Source organism: Paraburkholderia phenazinium, assembly GCF_900141745.1.
GTDB classification, from domain to species: domain Bacteria; phylum Pseudomonadota; class Gammaproteobacteria; order Burkholderiales; family Burkholderiaceae; genus Paraburkholderia; species Paraburkholderia phenazinium_B.
In genome coordinates, this window is record NZ_FSRM01000001.1 from 3104730 (window position 1) to 3119996 (window position 15267).

Annotated in this window: 13 protein-coding genes and 1 other RNA gene; 3 read left to right on the forward strand and 11 right to left on the reverse strand. The window is 62.7% G+C overall.

Features of this window, described 5'->3' with window-relative positions; genetic code table 11:
* Window positions 1–164 precede the first annotated feature (164 nt).
* The 6 genes from rlmD to surE form a co-directional block, all read right to left on the reverse strand.
* Window positions 165–1520 carry a 23S rRNA (uracil(1939)-C(5))-methyltransferase RlmD gene (gene rlmD / locus BUS06_RS14045; RefSeq protein ID WP_429288508.1) on the reverse strand — a complete coding sequence of 452 codons (1356 nt, stop codon included), beginning with the start codon at window positions 1518–1520 and terminating at the stop codon, window positions 165–167.
* Window positions 1521–1731: 211 nt separating this feature from the next.
* Window positions 1732–2508, reverse strand: a complete 777-nt coding sequence (locus BUS06_RS14050) for a 3'-5' exonuclease (RefSeq protein WP_074264811.1) — start codon at window positions 2506–2508, stop codon at window positions 1732–1734.
* A gap of 4 nt (window positions 2509–2512) precedes the next feature.
* Entirely contained in the window at window positions 2513–3607 is a 1095-nt protein-coding gene (gene rpoS, locus BUS06_RS14055) for an RNA polymerase sigma factor RpoS (protein WP_074264812.1), read from the reverse strand.
* A gap of 11 nt (window positions 3608–3618) precedes the next feature.
* Window positions 3619–4575: a peptidoglycan DD-metalloendopeptidase family protein gene (locus BUS06_RS14060; RefSeq protein ID WP_074264813.1), complete on the reverse strand. Its 957-nt coding sequence runs from the start codon at window positions 4573–4575 to the stop codon at window positions 3619–3621.
* A gap of 5 nt (window positions 4576–4580) precedes the next feature.
* Window positions 4581–5741 carry a protein-L-isoaspartate(D-aspartate) O-methyltransferase gene (locus BUS06_RS14065; protein ID WP_074264814.1) on the reverse strand — a complete coding sequence of 387 codons (1161 nt, stop codon included), beginning with the start codon at window positions 5739–5741 and terminating at the stop codon, window positions 4581–4583.
* Entirely contained in the window at window positions 5738–6496 is a 759-nt protein-coding gene (surE, locus tag BUS06_RS14070; protein WP_074266093.1) for a 5'/3'-nucleotidase SurE, read from the reverse strand. Before surE ends, BUS06_RS14065 begins: the two co-directional genes overlap by 4 nt.
* A gap of 149 nt (window positions 6497–6645) precedes the next feature.
* Here surE and BUS06_RS14075 point away from each other — a divergent pair, with 149 nt between their 5' ends.
* Window positions 6646–7620, forward strand: coding sequence for an NADPH:quinone oxidoreductase family protein (locus tag BUS06_RS14075; RefSeq protein WP_074264815.1), 975 nt, complete (start codon window positions 6646–6648; stop codon window positions 7618–7620).
* Between the two features lie 96 nt (window positions 7621–7716).
* Here BUS06_RS14075 and BUS06_RS14080 read toward each other — a convergent pair whose 3' ends face one another.
* The 5 genes from BUS06_RS14080 to ffs form a co-directional block, all read right to left on the reverse strand.
* Window positions 7717–8940 (reverse strand): CaiB/BaiF CoA transferase family protein, encoded by a 1224-nt coding sequence (locus tag BUS06_RS14080; RefSeq protein ID WP_074264816.1) that lies wholly within the window; start codon window positions 8938–8940, stop codon window positions 7717–7719.
* Between the two features lie 32 nt (window positions 8941–8972).
* Entirely contained in the window at window positions 8973–9569 is a 597-nt protein-coding gene (recR, locus tag BUS06_RS14085; RefSeq protein WP_074264817.1) for a recombination mediator RecR, read from the reverse strand.
* Window positions 9570–9602: 33 nt separating this feature from the next.
* On the reverse strand, window positions 9603–9929 hold the full coding sequence (locus BUS06_RS14090; RefSeq protein ID WP_074264818.1) for a YbaB/EbfC family nucleoid-associated protein: 327 nt from the start codon (window positions 9927–9929) through the stop codon (window positions 9603–9605).
* Window positions 9930–9989: 60 nt separating this feature from the next.
* Entirely contained in the window at window positions 9990–12602 is a 2613-nt protein-coding gene (locus tag BUS06_RS14095; RefSeq protein WP_074264819.1) for a DNA polymerase III subunit gamma/tau, read from the reverse strand.
* Between the two features lie 302 nt (window positions 12603–12904).
* Window positions 12905–13003: signal recognition particle sRNA small type (gene ffs / locus BUS06_RS14100), an RNA gene on the reverse strand.
* A gap of 369 nt (window positions 13004–13372) precedes the next feature.
* Between ffs and trxA the strand changes: the two genes are divergently transcribed.
* Window positions 13373–13699, forward strand: a complete 327-nt coding sequence (trxA, locus tag BUS06_RS14105) for a thioredoxin TrxA (protein WP_074264820.1) — start codon at window positions 13373–13375, stop codon at window positions 13697–13699.
* Between the two features lie 207 nt (window positions 13700–13906).
* Window positions 13907–15175 carry a transcription termination factor Rho gene (gene rho, locus BUS06_RS14110; protein WP_074264821.1) on the forward strand — a complete coding sequence of 423 codons (1269 nt, stop codon included), beginning with the start codon at window positions 13907–13909 and terminating at the stop codon, window positions 15173–15175.
* The last annotated feature ends 92 nt before the right edge of the window (window positions 15176–15267 follow it).

Consider the following 15267-nt stretch of genomic DNA (forward strand, 5'->3'; position numbering starts at 1 on the left):
AGCGGCGCCGGATCTGATCCAGATCCACGCGTGATGAAAAAACGCCATGACTTTAAGGTCATGGCGTTTTTGTTTGTGCTTTTCGTTTGGTTCGTACAGCTGGATTATGCTGGCGTCCGGAGCGCGTTTGCGCCGGTGCAACGCAAGGCCAGCCGGTCATCAGGTCAGTCGCGCTCGAACAGCGCAATCGACTCCACATGCGAGGTATGCGGGAACATGTTGACCACGCCCGCTCCCTTGAGCCGGTAGCCTGCCTCGTGCACGAGCAGACCCGCATCGCGAGCGAGCGTCGACGGATTGCAGGATACGTAGACGATGCGCTTCGGCAGCGGACCATGACCGCTCTGCGCAATTTCAGCCAGTGCTTTCGATACCGCCAACGCGCCTTCACGCGGCGGATCGATCAGAAATTTATCGAAATGACCGAGCGCGCGCATATCGTCGGCGGTGACTTCGAACAGGTTGCGGCAGGCGAACGACGTGTGCCCTGCCACGCCGTTTTCCCCGGCATTCGCCAGTGCTCGTGTGGTGAGCACTTCACTGCCCTCGATCCCCACGACTTCCTTCGAAATCCGCGCAAGTGGCAACGTGAAATTGCCGATACCGCAGAACAGATCGAGCACGCGATCGGTACGCGAGGGCGCCAGCAGACGTAGCGCACGCCCCACCAGCACGCGGTTGATCTGGTGATTGACCTGCGTGAAATCAGTCGGCTTGAACGGCATGCGGATGTCGTACTCCGGCAGCGTGTAGTCGAGCCGGGCGTCGAGCGGATAGAACGGCACCACTGAGTCCGGCCCCTGCGGTTGCAGCCAGAACTGCACGTTGTGGGCATCGGCAAACTCTCGCAGCAGTTGTTCGTCGGCCGCGTTGATCGGCTCCAGAATGCGCAGGACCAGCGCCGTCACGGTTGAACCAACTGCCAGTTCGATCTGCGGCATACGCTCTCGAATCGACAGGCCTTCGACCAGCCGGCGCAGCGGCACCAACATCGCCGAAACGTGCGGCGGCAGCACCTCGCAAGAGGTCATGTCGGCGATAAAGCTGCTCTTGCGTTCGTGAAACCCGACCAGCACACCGCCCTTCTTCGCCACGTGCCGCACGGTAAGACGCGCCCGATAGCGATATCCCCACGACGGACCGTGAATCGGCCGGTACACCGTTTCGGGCCGCAGCTTCGCCAGATGCGCGAGATTGTCTTCGAGCACGCGCTGCTTCACGGCGATCTGCGCGCGTACATCGAGGTGCTGCATGGAACAGCCTCCGCAGGTGCCAAAAAACTGACACTGCGGTTTGGTGCGAAGCACGCTCTCGCGCAGCACGTCGATCACTTCGGCCTGTTCGAAGCTCGGTTTCCTGCGATAGCTCAAATAAGTGACGCGTTCGCCAGGCAACGCGCCCTCGACGAAAATCACCTTGCCCGGCGTACCGTCTTCGTTGACGGTCCGGCCTACGCCACGCGCCTCCATGTCGAGCGATTCGACTTCGAGAATCGGGGCGATAACAGGCACAACGGACACACCCGCCTCGGCGGACGCTTTCTTCTTGCCTCTGGACGAACGGTTCGAGGCACGATGGGGGGCACTCTGAGACACCTGCGGCTTCCTGACAGACTATTGGGGGAAGGCGAGATTGTAGACGAACCGCAACCGCCGACGACGATTCGACGTTGCGGACGATCAACGCAACGCCCGCTTCGGGCGCCACGCCGCCGCTGGCTCGCGCACGCTGCTATTGGTCGAACGCCGCCAGATACTCGGCCCAGTGCGACGCCGGTTCCAGTGCGAGCGAGCTTTTCACCAGAGCGATTTCGTCCGCGTATTCCTCAGCGGAGAAACCGCCACGCATCAACTGGAAGCGGCAGTACAGCAGATAGGTGTTGACGACGTCCGTCTCGCAGTAATTGCGGATTTCTTCGATCCGTCCATCCTGAAACGCGTGCCAGACCTGGCTGCCGTCCATACCGAGCTTGCCGGGAAAACCGCACATTTTTGCGAGCGCGTCGAGCGGCGCGTTGGCGCGTGTCTGGTACATCGCCAGCACGTCCATCAGATCCGTATGGCGCGCATGATAGCGGCTGATGTAGTTGTTCCACTTGAACTCGCGATCGTCCTCGCCAAGGTCCCAGAAACGGTTCGCAGGAATCCCGTTGACCAGCGCGCGATAGTTCAGCACCGGCAAATCGAAGCCGCCGCCGTTCCACGAAACGAGTTGCGGCGTGTACTTCTCGATCACGCGGTAGAACGACTGCACCAGCGCCGCTTCGCCGTCTTCCAGCGTACCGAGCGAGCGCACCCGAAAACCATTGTTGTCGCGAAACACACAGGAAATGGCCGCGATCCGTTGCAGATGGTGCGGCAGGAAATCGCTGCCGGTTTTTTCGCGGCGCGCGGCAAAGGCGTGCTCGGCGACTTCGGCGTCGGTCAGCGTGGCGGGCAAATCTTCGAGGCGGCGAATGCCGGCGACATCGGGAATCGTCTCGATGTCGAAAACAAGAATCGGTGTCATCAGTTTATAAAACGGCGTCCTTACGCACACCGTTGGAGGCAAAGAAGCGCTTCAGGCGAACCAGGGCTTCCTGCTGGATCTGGCGCACACGCTCGCGCGTGAGGCCCATTTCGTCGGCCAGCTCTTCGAGCGTGGCCGGCTCGATATGATTGAGGCCGAAGCGGCGCTCGATTACGTGACGGTGCTTGTCGGACAAACGGGCAAGCCACGCGCGCGTCAGGGTTTCCAGTTCGCGGTGCTGTACCTCGGCGTCCGGCGACTGGCTCTGGTCGTCGGACAGCAGATCGAGCAGGCTGCTGGCCGGATCGAGATCGAGCGGTGCGTCGAGCGAAGCGGTGTGTTCGTTCAGCGCGAGGATATCGGTGACTTCGTCGGTGGTCTTGCCGGTCAGATACGCGATGTCGTCGATGCTGGCGTCGCGGCGGTCAGCTGCGTCGCCGGAGTTCATCGAGTTCTTCTCCAGATGGCGCTTGGCGCGCAGCACCTGGTTGAGTTCGCGAATCACATGCACCGGCAGGCGCACGGTGCGCGCCTGATTCATGATGGCGCGCTCGATGCTCTGACGGATCCACCAGGTGGCATAAGTAGAAAACCGGAAGCCACGCGTAGGATCGAACTTCTCGATGGCGTGCATCAGGCCGAGATTACCCTCCTCGATCAGATCGAGCAGCGGCACTCCGCGGTTCAGATAACCTTTCGCGATACTGACGACGAGTCGCAGATTGCGCTCGATCATGACCTGGCGTGCCTCGAACTCGCCCGCCTTGGCCAGACGCGAGTAGCGTTGCTCTTCTTCCACCGTCAGCAGCGGCTTTACACTGATCCGGTTCAGGTAATGCTGAATCGTGTCAGCCGTGAGTTCGGCTTGCAGCAGCGCACGGAAATCGTCGGCGTCGGGCGCCGCGTCGCTGGCGCCCTCGCGGGTTTCGCCGGGCTCGTCCGCACCGGCCTGGCGCTCGTCCTGATCGCGCGCGTTATCGAGGTCGTCAACGCTATCGTCTTCGACCTCCGAAGCGACGCCGTCCTCCACCGTGACATGCGTGGCGCGGCTGATATTCTCAGACTCGGCTTGCGGCGGGCGGCGCTTCGATTTCGGCATGGTCGTATCGCTTATTGCGGCGGCAAATACTTCAGTGGGTCGACAGGTTTGCCCTGCCGGCGAACTTCGAAATGCAACATCACACGGTCCGAATCGCTATTGCCCATTTCGGCGATCTTCTGCCCCTTGGTTACCGCGTCTCCCTCTTTTACCATCAAAGCGCGGTTATGTGCATACGCCGTCAGATAAGTTGCATCATGCTTGATGATAATGAGATTGCCGTAACCGCGCAGCCCATTTCCAGCATAAACGACGCGCCCATCCGCAGCCGCTTTCACCGGATCGCCGGCAGCCCCGCCGATATTGAGGCCCTTGTTGGTCGAATCGTCGAACGTGCCGAGGATCGGACCGCGCACCGGCCAGGCAAACGCGAGACTGCTCGCGGGCGCTGCGCTCGCGTCGCCGGTGTCGCTCGCGCCGTTCTGCGGCGGGACCGACGGCGCGTTCGGACCAGCGCCGTAGGTCGGCGGCGGCGGCGCGATACTAGCCGGACCGCCCTGGCCGGGAGCCGGGTTCGGTCCAGGCGCAGGCGAGCCGCCGAGCGGCGCGGTCTGCACGCCCCCGCCCACGATCGGCGCGGTGGCCACACCCGGCGTCAGCGCGGCGACGTTCGCGCCCGGAGGCGCGACCCGCAGCAACTGATCGACCTCGATCTGGTTCGGGTTGGTCAGGTTGTTCCACGTCGCGATATCGCGATAATTCTGACCGTTCTCTAGAGCGATCCGGTAAAGCGTATCGCCCGGCTTCACCCGGTAATAGCCCGGAGGCGGCGGCCCCAGCGGCACCGGCGCCGCAGGCTGCTGCGCGGACTGGGTACCGAGGTCGCCGGATTTATCGACAACCGGCGCGTTATCGAGCCGAGTCGCACAGGCCGTCAACAGGGAGAGCGCGACCACGCACACGCTACGCTGGGCTACGGTCAGGTGGACATTCAGGCTTTTTATTTGCATCGCGCGCAACATACTCATCGGTTTCAGATCACTCCGGATTTTAAGGGTACAAAGAAAACGCGATCAAGCCTCGACTCGCGCCACTGCGCGGGTCCGGTGCGCTCGACGAGCGTAAGCACCTGCTGCGTCTGCCCATCCTGCGTACCGACCGGCGCGACGAGGCGCCCGCCGATAGCAAGCTGCTCGAGCAACGCCTGCGGCACGTCGAGCCCGGCCGCTGCGATCACGATCGCATCGAAGGGCGCGGCAGCCGGCAGTCCGATACGTCCGTCCCCGTAGTGCAGCCGGATATTCGGAATGCGCAGCGGACGCAGATTTGTCTTGGCGCGCTCGTAGAGCGGTTTGATGCGTTCAATCGAATAAACATCGCGTGCGACCTGGCTCAGCACAGCCGCCTGGTAACCGCAGCCCGTGCCGATCTCGAGCACGTTGTTAAGCGTGCGGCCGGCGGCGGCCAGTTCGATCATCCGGGCGACCACGGAAGGCTTGGAGATGGTCTGATGGTGACCGATCGGCAAAGCCGCATCCTCATAAGCCTGGGGCGCCAGGCCCGGGTCCACGAACATATGGCGCGGCACCACCGACATTGCATGCACCACGCGCTGATCGGTAATGCCGTTTGCCCGCAGGCGTTCGACCATGCGTTCGCGAACCCGTTCCGAAGTCAGCGCGAGTGCACCGTTCAAGGCCACATTGGGTGCGCCGACGCTTCGTTCCAAAGGTCGCAGTGCGACGGGCTTCGGCGGCGCGGCACGGTTGGCGAGCGTCGAAGCGGCGAGCACGGCGCCAGATTTGCTGCCGGCCGATGCCGCTGCCTTGGCGACGGGTTTGGCTACAACCGGCTTGGGCGTCGCTGGCGCAGCTTTGACGGCCGGTTTCGCCATGGGTTTGGCTACAACCTGCCTGGCTACGATCGGCTTGGCCACCGCTGGCGCCGCTTTGGCGACCGGCTTCACGACAGGTTTAACGACGACGGCGGCCGCCGCCTTGGCCGGCTGACCCGGAGCACGATTGCCCGCCGCCTCACCGCGCGCCGGCGTCTTCGCCCGCGCACCGTTTGCACGGTCGGTCGCGGCGGCGAGATTCGCCGCGCGCACTTCGCCGGGGCGCCCTTCGGGCCGACGCGGCTCGCGCACGAGATCCTCGAGGCCAAGCGGAAAGCGCTTTGCGCGCTCCTGGGTCATGAAGCGCCGCTCCCGGCGCGTAGCCACTCGCGCGTCGCGGGCAACATGGCGGTATGAGTCAGATCGAGTTGCAGCGGCGTGATCGACACATGGCCGTTGGCGACGGCGTGGAAGTCGGTACCTTCGCTCGCATCGCGCGCGCTGCCCGACGGCCCGATCCAGTAGATCGGTTCGCCGCGCGGGTTGGTCTGCGGTATTACCGGCTGCGACGGATGCCGCTTGCCGAGACGGGTGACCTGCCACTCGCCGATCTGCTCGTACGGCAGATTGGGAATGTTGACGTTCAGCAACGGGTTCCCGGGCAGCGGATGTTCGAGATAATGGGCGACGATTTCCGCGGCGACACGGGTCGCGGCGTCGAGATGTCCCCAATCCTTGTCGACCAGCGAAAATGCGATCGCCGGTACGCCGAACATGATGCCTTCGGTGGCCGCAGCAACCGTTCCGGAGTACAGCGTGTCCTCACCCATGTTCTGGCCGTTGTTGATACCGGAGACGACCAGATCGGGTCGATGGTCCAGCATGCCGGTCAGCGCGATATGCACGGAGTCGGTCGGCGTGCCGTTCACGTAGTAGAACCCCGTCGACGAGCGCAGCACGGACAGCGGCCGCGACAGCGTCAACGAGTTCGACGCGCCGCTGCAGTTCTGCTCCGGCGCCATTACAGTGACATCGGCAAATGCCTTCAACGCCTCGTAAAGCGCAGCAAGGCCGGGCGCCAGATAACCGTCGTCGTTGCTGAGTAGGATTCGCATGCGGCGATTGTAACCGAGGAAAGAAGACGCGCGAACGACACTCCAGGCATCGCGCATCAGGTATGTCACACAAGGTAAAAACGCACGATCGTTCGGCTTGATTTACACTTCAGAATACCCGGGTGAACCCCGATCGAAATGGAGACACAATGCGCGCGATTCGCTGTATTCAGTACGGGCCGCCTGAGAGCCTTGCGGTAGTCGATCTGCCCGACCTCGAGCCGCAAGCTGGCGAGGTGGTGATCGACGTCAAGGCAGCCAGCGTCAATTTTCCCGACGTGTTGATCATCGAGAACAAATACCAGTTCAAGCCGCCGCTGCCGTTCACGCCGGGCTCGGAAGTCGCCGGTATCGTGCGCGCGGTCGGCGCCGGAGTAACCCAGTTCCAGCCGGGTGCGCGGGTGGTGGCGTTCACGGGCCAGGGCGGTTTCGCTGAGCAGGCCGTGGCGCCCGCAGCGGCTTGCGTGCCGCTTGCCGCGGGCATCGACTTTTCGGTCGCGGCGGCTTTCACGCTCGCCTATGGGACGTCGCACCACGCGGTGGTCGATCGTGGCGCGTTAAAGGCCGGCGAAACGATGCTGGTGCTAGGCGCCGCGGGCGGCGTGGGGCTAGCGGCTGTGGAGATCGGCAAGGCGCTCGGCGCACGCGTGATCGCGGCGGCCTCTTCCGACGAGAAACTCGCCATCTGCGTCAAACACGGCGCCGATGCGACCATCAACTACAGCACCGAAGATCTGCGCGAGCGCATCAAGGCGCTGACCGACGGCAAAGGGCCGGACGTGATCTACGATCCGGTCGGCGGGATCTACGCCGAGCCGGCGTTTCGCAGTATCGGCTGGCGCGGCCGCTATCTCGTCGTGGGATTTGCCAACGGCGAGATTCCAAAGCTGCCGCTCAACCTGACTCTGCTGAAGGGCGCGAGCGTCGTCGGCGTGTTCTGGGGCGATTTCGCGAAGCGCGAGCCGCAGCACAACGCGGCGGCGTTCAAGGAAATGACCGGCTGGATCGGTGAAGGCAAACTGCGCCCGTACGTGTCGGCGCACTATCCGCTGGAGGAAACCGGGCGGGCGCTGCGTGAAATGGCCGAACGCCGGGTGGTCGGGAAGATTGTGATTACGCCGTAGGCGTTGATGCAGCGTTTGCTCGTCGAACATCAACGACAGCTGGAAAAAACGGCGTTCAAGGTCAATCGATCGCACGCCGTTTTTCTTCACCCAGGCTCACACGACCTGCTGCGCGTGCAGCCGCGCAATATGCTCGGCATCGTAGCCGAGCGAGCGCAAAACCTCATCCGTATGTTCGCCTAGTTCCGGCCCCAGCCAGCGTGTTTCGCCGGGCGTCCCGGAGAGCTTCGGTGTCACCGCGGGCAAGGTGATTTCCTTGCCGTCCTGCCATTTGAAGCGCTGGATCATCTGACGCGCCATGAATTGCGGATCGGTGAACATATCGGCGACGCTATAGATACGGCCCACCGGCACATCCGCGGCGTTCAGAACCTCGAGCGCTTCGTCGATCGTGCGGGTGGCAAGCCACGTGGCAATCGCCTGATCGATCTCCTGAGTGCGCGGCACGCGCCCGTCGTTGTGCGCCAGCGCGGGATCGTTGGCGAGATCTTCGCGTTCGATGGCGAGCATCAGGCGTCTGAAAATCGGATCGCTGTTGCCGCCGATCACGATGCTGCCGTCGCGGCACGGATACGTGTTCGAAGGCACGATGCCCGGCAGCGACGCGCCAGTGCGCTCGCGCACCATGCCGTAGACGCCGTACTCGGGCACCACGCTCTCCATCATGTTGAAGACCGCTTCGTAAAGCGCGACGTCGACCACCTGCCCTTTGCCGCCATTCGCCTGACGATGATGCAGCGCCATCAGCGCGCCGATTACGCCATGCAGCGCCGCGATCGAATCGCCGATCGAGATACCGATGCGCGGCGGCGGCAATTCCGGATAACCGGTGATATGACGCAGGCCGCCCATGGATTCGGCAATCGCGCCGAATCCTGGCCGGTCCCGATACGGTCCGGTCTGTCCATAGCCGGATAGACGCACCATCACGAGGCCAGGGTTTTCGGCCGACAGCACGTCATAGCCGAGCCCGAGCTTCTCGAGCAGCCCAGGGCGGAAATTCTCGACGACGATGTCCGCTTCCTTCGCCAGCCGCCGCACGATCTCCTTGCCCTCCTCGGCCTTCAGATTGATCGTCACGGATTTCTTGTTGCGGGCCTGCACAGCCCACCACAGCGACGTGCCGCCGACTTCCGGATAGAGCTTGCGCCATTTGCGCAGCGGATCGCCGCCCTTCGGATCTTCGATCTTGATCACGTCGGCACCGAACTCGCCGAGAAAACGCGCCGCGAACGGCCCCGCGATCAGCGTGCCGAGTTCGAGCACTTTCACGCCGGCCAGCGGGCCGGCGGGACGTGTCGCGTCAAGGGTTGCGCTCATGGGTCTCCTGGATGACGCCGGGCCTGGCCGCGCTACAGCGAGCGCCGGTCGAGCATTGCGCGGGCGATCGTGCCGGCGTCGACATATTCGAGCTCGCCACCCACCGGCACGCCGCGCGCGAGGCGCGTGACGGCGAGTCCGCGCGCCTTGAGCGTCTGCCCGAGGTAATGCGCGGTCGCTTCGCCTTCGTTGGTGAAATTGGTCGCGAGTACGACTTCCTTGACGATGCCATCTGACGCGCGCTTAACGAGCCGGTCGAAATGGATCTCCTTCGGTCCGATGCCGTCGAGCGGACTCAGGCGCCCCATCAGCACGAAATACAAACCGCGGTAGGTCATGGTCTGCTCGAGCATGATCTGGTCGGCCGGTGTCTCGACCACGCATAGCAGCGCCGGATCGCGCTCTTCGTCACTGCAAACCTCGCAGATCTGCGCCTCGGTGAAGGTATTGCACTTCTCGCAGTGCTGCAGATGCTCGGTCGCAAACAGCAGCGACTGGCCGAGCCTTTCCGCGCCCTCGCGGTCATGCTGCATCAGGTGATAAGCCATGCGCTGCGCGGATTTCGGCCCGACACCGGGCAGCGCGCGCAGCGCTTCGACGAGCGCCGATAAGGCGGAAGGTTGTTTCATGCGGAACCGGCGGCGTCGAAATGCGGTGTTATATCAGAACGGCAGCTTGAAGCCCGGCGGCAGCGGCAAGCCAGCGGTCATGCCACCCATTTTTTCCTGGGCGGTGGCTTCGGCCTTGCGCACGGCATCGTTGAAGGCTGCGGCGACGAGATCTTCCAGCATGTCCTTGTCGTCGGCGAGCAGGCTCGGATCGATCGTGACGCGGCGCACCTCGTTCTTGCACGTCATCGTCACCTTGACGAGACCTGCGCCCGACTGCCCTTCCACCTCGATCTGCGCGAGCTGGTCCTGCATCTTCTTCATGTTTTCCTGCATCTGCTGAGCCTGCTTCATCAGCCCGGCGAGTTGGCCTTTCATCATGGACGTGCTCCTTCTTGATAGCGTGAAATCTGGGGGTATGGCGCTATGATGCGCCGCAAATCAATGCGTTGACGGGGCGTTGCCCGCGGCATCCGGCGCGATAGGCCGGATGGATCCCGGCACGATGCTCGCGCCGAACTCGCGGATCAGCGATTGTACGAACGGGTCGGAGCCGATCTCGCGTTCAGCCTCTTTCTGGCGCTGCGCGCGGGCGGCGGCGTCGAATGCCGCAGCCGTGCGGCGCGCCGGACCGACTTCGACCAGCACGTCGAGTTCTTTGCCCAGGCGCTCGGCAAGCGCCGCCTTGAGCTTGGCGACCTGGGAGGCTTCAGCATACTGCGGGACCGGCACACTCAGTTTGAGCGTGCTGCCTTCGAGCGCCATCAGTTCGCTGTTGAAGGCGAGCTGATAGGAAATGCCCTTGAGCGCGAGGCCTACGGCAAGTGCCGGCCAGTCGCCGTTGAAACCGATGGGGTCAAGCGGGATGGCGGGCGGTAACGGGCGTGTGTCGAGCGGCACTGGTACGGCGGCTGCGGCAGCCGCTGGCACACGCACGTCGTCGGGACCTACGTCGAATACCGGCACGTAGCCGTCGTCGGGCGGGCCGAAATAATCGTCCTCGGCTGAGAGCGGCACGTAGTCGTCGGGCGGCATGTCGTCCCACGGCGCGACGGATGGTGCGCCTTGGGCACCGCCGTTGCCGTTGCCGTTGCCATTGCCGTTGTTACGCGGAGCCGCCGACGTTGACGTCGCCGACGAGCCACGAGCGGGAGCGGCTTCCTGGGTGTTGCGCGGCGCACCGGGTGTCGGCACGGGTACGTTCACGCGCGGAGCAGCGGGCTTCGCTGGAACAACCGGTGAAGGTTTGGCCGTTGCGACCGGTGTTGCGGCACTCCCGCGGCCGCGGTCCGAAGACACTTTCAGGCCAGCGCTGCGTAAAACGTCGAGCGCGGCACTGGCGCCGCCCGCGCGGCGCGGCGCGGCGTCGGCAAGCGGAGCCTCCGTGCGAACGGCGGGTGCAGGAGATGCCGGCAGCGGTACGGTTGAAGTCGCGGTGGACACAGCCGGTTCACTGTGCAACACGGCTGGCTCCGATGCACTTTCACCCCGCACTGGAAGCGCTTCTTGATCTTCGGCAAACGCCTCGGCATCCGCAACGGGAGTTTCTGCCTCTGCCGCCGAAGTCGCGGTGGCACTCGCCTCGCGTAGTGCGGCCTCTTGTGTCGGCTCAATGGCTGGTTGCAGGTTTTCTTCGGCCGGACCGGCTGCTTCAGGGACCCCTTGCCGTGCGGCCTGACCAGATTCCCGAGGAGACGCGGATTCGGCTGAGGACGGCACCAATGCGCTTTCTTGCACGTTAGCCGCGTGAGACTCTGCACCCCGAGCCACGACCGTTTCATGACCGGCGGCGTCAGCACGATCAGCAACGGCCTGGGTTGTCGACGCTGCCGCCGGCGTTACCGCGACGGCACGCGCCGCTTGCCCTTGCGACGCAGCCACAGCCGGCGAGCCACTGCGCTTCGCGCCCCCCGTACCCGACGCTCCCGCCGGACGGGTCGTGCTCGGACCGCCGCCACCGCCGCCGGTCGGAGCCGGCTCAAAGGCCAGCATCCGCAGCAGCGTCATCGTAAAGCCAGCGTATTCGTCCGGCGCGAGGCCGAGTTCGCTCCGGCCGATCGTCGCAATCTGATAGAACAACTGCACCTGCTCCGCACTCAACGCCTCGGCGAAACGGCGTAAATCCATCGCCTCGGGCCACTCATCAAGCACCGACGACGGCGCAAACTGCGCCCACGCAATCCGGTGCAGCAAGCTGGCCAGATCCTGCAACGCGGTCGAAAACGACAGGCTGCGCAGCGACATTTCATCGGCCACGGCCAACACCGCTGGACCGTCGCCATCAGCGAGCGCGTCGAGCAGACGAATCAGATAACTCTGGTCCAGCGCGCCGAGCATCCCGCGCACCGCTTCGTCGGTCACCTGATTGGCCGAATAGGCGATGGCCTGGTCGGTCAGCGAAAGCGCATCGCGCATCGAGCCGTCCGCTGCGCGCGCCAGCAGGCGCAACGCCTGCACCTCGAACGGCACGTGTTCCTCGCCGAGGATATGCTCCAGATGCGACACGATGTGCCCAGCCGGCATCTGCTTCAGATTGAATTGCAGACAGCGTGACAGGACGGTGACCGGAATCTTTTGCGGATCGGTGGTCGCAAGAATGAACTTGACGTGCGGCGGCGGTTCTTCCAGCGTCTTCAACATGGCGTTGAAGGCGTGATTCGTGAGCATGTGCACTTCGTCGATCATATAGACCTTGAAGCGCGCATCGACCGGCGCATAAACCGCTCGCTCGAGCAGTGCGGCCATTTCGTCGACGCCGCGGTTACTCGCGGCATCCATCTCCACATAATCGACAAAGCGCCCTTCGTCGATCTCCCTGCAGGCGCGACAGACGCCGCACGGCGTCGAGGTCACGCCGGTTTCGCAATTGAGCGCCTTCGCGAAGATGCGCGAGAGCGTCGTCTTGCCGACGCCGCGGGTTCCGGTAAACAGATAGGCATGGTGCAGACGCCCGCCGTCGAGCGCATGCGTGAGCGCGCGCACCACGTGCTCCTGTCCGACGAGCGAAGCGAAATCCTTCGGTCGCCATTTGCGTGCGAGAACTTGATAGGTCATCGGGAAATTGTATCAGTAACGATAGCGCGCAAAGGCGATTCGACCACGTACGGGCACGCGTCATCGCCTCATTGAAAAGAGCAACTGAACCGATAGGAAAAAATAGTGGGAAGCGAGAGTAGCGAACCGTCGAACGACGAACACACCACGAGTAGCCTGCACGCGAAGAACCGCCCAGAGGCACCGCGAATACAACGCGAGAATCGCTGAAGAAAACCGGACACCGCAGGGATCAGATACGCGCAGACCCGAAACAGGAATTTCAGGCCAATAGCGGGGCAAACTACAGAAAGAAAAAGGAAGGTGACGAGCCCGACCCTCGGCACTGGTGGAAAACGGCTGTGGCTGCTTCGTTCCCGACCTGACCAGGTTGACCGCCCCTCCATGCGAGGAGGCCCGTCACGAAAGATTCTACCATCGGTCGGCCCGCGAGGCGAAGCAAATCCCAACAAAGTTAGCTGCGAGGCCACTTGTGTTCGCCTGCGCCACCACCAGATAGAGTGTGTTACAGAGGTGGCCACGCTACCGGCAGGCCTTAGCCCTACTGGCCGCATGAGTACTATCACCACCGGCAACGCATAGCAATTTAGGCTAAACTGACGTACGAATGTCCCGTAAAGCCGAGCATTCTGCCCATTCCGGAGCACTTCGAGAGAATCGCCCGCGAATGTTCAGCACGGCTCCCTTTGCGGCAACGCGAACAGAAGTTTTCTTAGTTTGATGTATCGTGGCGAGCAATCCAGGCGGGCCTCGATCCGAGAGAGGTATACATGAGCGAACAAATCAAGCATATCAGCGACGCATCGTTCGAACAGGACGTCGTTAAATCCGACAAACCCGTGCTGCTCGATTTCTGGGCTGAATGGTGCGGTCCGTGCAAGATGATTGCGCCGATCCTCGACGAAGTCGCCAAGGACTACGGCGATCGCCTGCAGATCGCCAAGATCAATGTGGACGAACACCAGTCGACGCCGGTCAAGTTCGGCGTGCGCGGCATCCCCACGCTGATCCTCTTCAAGAACGGCGCAGTCGCGGCCCAGAAGGTCGGCGCCCTGTCGAAGTCGCAACTCACCGCGTTCCTCGACGGCAACCTGTAATCTGTTTTAATTGAAACACCGCGGTTCGTGTTGTCGCACGACAACACGAACCGTGAGAAGATACGTTTGTGCCGCGCCGGCTGAAATTGGCGTGTGCTATGCTAGAATCCGCAAAACGTCGAAAAGACGCTTAAGTCCCTGAGCGGTTCCGCTCACTCTCCTCCCAGATTTCATTTCAGGTCGCACCTTCTCCTGCGGGTTCTCCGTATGCATTTATCCGAGCTTAAGACTCTGCACGTGTCCGAATTGATCGAGATGGCCAATGGCCTCGAGATCGAAAGTGCGAACCGCCTGCGCAAGCAGGAATTGATGTTCGCCATTCTTAAAAAGCGCGCCAAAACTGGCGAAACGATTTTCGGCGACGGCACGCTCGAGGTGCTGCCTGACGGCTTCGGCTTCCTGCGCTCGCCGGAAACCTCCTATCTGGCGAGTACGGACGATATTTATATCAGCCCGTCGCAAATCCGCCGCTTCAACCTGCATACCGGCGACACGATCGAAGGTGAAGTCCGCACGCCGAAAGACGGCGAGCGTTATTTCGCGCTGGTGAAGGTCGACAAGGTCAACGGCCAGCCGCCGGAAGCCTCGAAGCACAAGATCATGTTCGAGAACTTGACGCCGCTGCACCCGAACAAGGTGCTGCTGCTCGAGCGTGAGATGCGCGGCGAAGAAAACGTGACCGGCCGCATCATCGACATGATCGCGCCGATCGGCAAGGGCCAGCGCGGTCTGCTGGTGGCATCGCCGAAGTCCGGTAAAACCGTGATGCTTCAGCACATCGCACACGCGATCAAGCAGAACCATCCGGATGTCATCCTGTTCGTGCTGCTGATCGACGAGCGCCCGGAAGAAGTGACCGAAATGCAGCGTTCGGTGGCCGGCGAAGTGATCGCCTCCACGTTCGACGAACCGGCTGCGCGTCACGTCCAGGTCGCCGAAATGGTGATCGAAAAGGCCAAGCGCCTCGTCGAAATGAAAAACGACGTGGTGATTCTGCTGGACTCGATCACGCGTCTCGCTCGTGCCTACAACACCGTGGTGCCGGCTTCGGGCAAGGTGCTCACGGGTGGTGTGGACGCCAACGCGCTGCAACGTCCGAAGCGCTTCTTCGGCGCGGCCCGTAACATCGAGGAAGGCGGCTCGCTCACCATCATCGGTACGGCGCTGATCGAGACGGGTAGCCGCATGGACGACGTGATCTACGAAGAGTTCAAGGGCACCGGCAACATGGAAGTGCACCTCGAGCGCCGTCTGGCTGAAAAGCGTGTGTACCCTTCGATCAATCTGAACAAGTCCGGTACGCGTCGCGAAGAGCTGCTGATCAAGCCGGAAGTTCTGCAAAAGATCTGGGTGCTGCGCAAGTTCATTCACGACATGGACGAAGTCGAGTCGATGGAATTCCTGCTCGACAAGATCCGTCAGACGAAGAGCAATTCCGAGTTCTTCGACATGATGCGTCGAGGCGGCGGCAGCTGATAGCCGGCCTGCACATTGCCGGCACGTTGTAGTACGTAACGCGTCGCGCTCGCAAAAACCGCCTGTCTTTTCGCAGGCGGTTTTTTTTCGCC

Bases quoted from the DNA above. Each gene is read 5' to 3' on its own strand.
- BUS06_RS14050 (WP_074264811.1), bottom strand. From the start codon at position 2,508: ATGACACCGATTCTTGTTTTCGACATCGAGACGATTCCCGATGTCGCC.
- rpoS (WP_074264812.1), bottom strand. From the start codon at position 3,607: ATGCCGAAATCGAAGCGCCGCCCGCCGCAAGCCGAGTCTGAGAATATC.
- BUS06_RS14060 (WP_074264813.1), bottom strand. From the start codon at position 4,575: ATGAGTATGTTGCGCGCGATGCAAATAAAAAGCCTGAATGTCCACCTG.
- BUS06_RS14065 (WP_074264814.1), bottom strand. From the start codon at position 5,741: ATGACCCAGGAGCGCGCAAAGCGCTTTCCGCTTGGCCTCGAGGATCTC.
- surE (WP_074266093.1), bottom strand. From the start codon at position 6,496: ATGCGAATCCTACTCAGCAACGACGACGGTTATCTGGCGCCCGGCCTT.
- BUS06_RS14075 (WP_074264815.1), top strand. From the start codon at position 6,646: ATGCGCGCGATTCGCTGTATTCAGTACGGGCCGCCTGAGAGCCTTGCG.
- BUS06_RS14080 (WP_074264816.1), bottom strand. From the start codon at position 8,940: ATGAGCGCAACCCTTGACGCGACACGTCCCGCCGGCCCGCTGGCCGGC.
- recR (WP_074264817.1), bottom strand. From the start codon at position 9,569: ATGAAACAACCTTCCGCCTTATCGGCGCTCGTCGAAGCGCTGCGCGCG.
- BUS06_RS14090 (WP_074264818.1), bottom strand. From the start codon at position 9,929: ATGATGAAAGGCCAACTCGCCGGGCTGATGAAGCAGGCTCAGCAGATG.
- BUS06_RS14095 (WP_074264819.1), bottom strand. From the start codon at position 12,602: ATGACCTATCAAGTTCTCGCACGCAAATGGCGACCGAAGGATTTCGCT.
- trxA (WP_074264820.1), top strand. From the start codon at position 13,373: ATGAGCGAACAAATCAAGCATATCAGCGACGCATCGTTCGAACAGGAC.
- rho (WP_074264821.1), top strand. From the start codon at position 13,907: ATGCATTTATCCGAGCTTAAGACTCTGCACGTGTCCGAATTGATCGAG.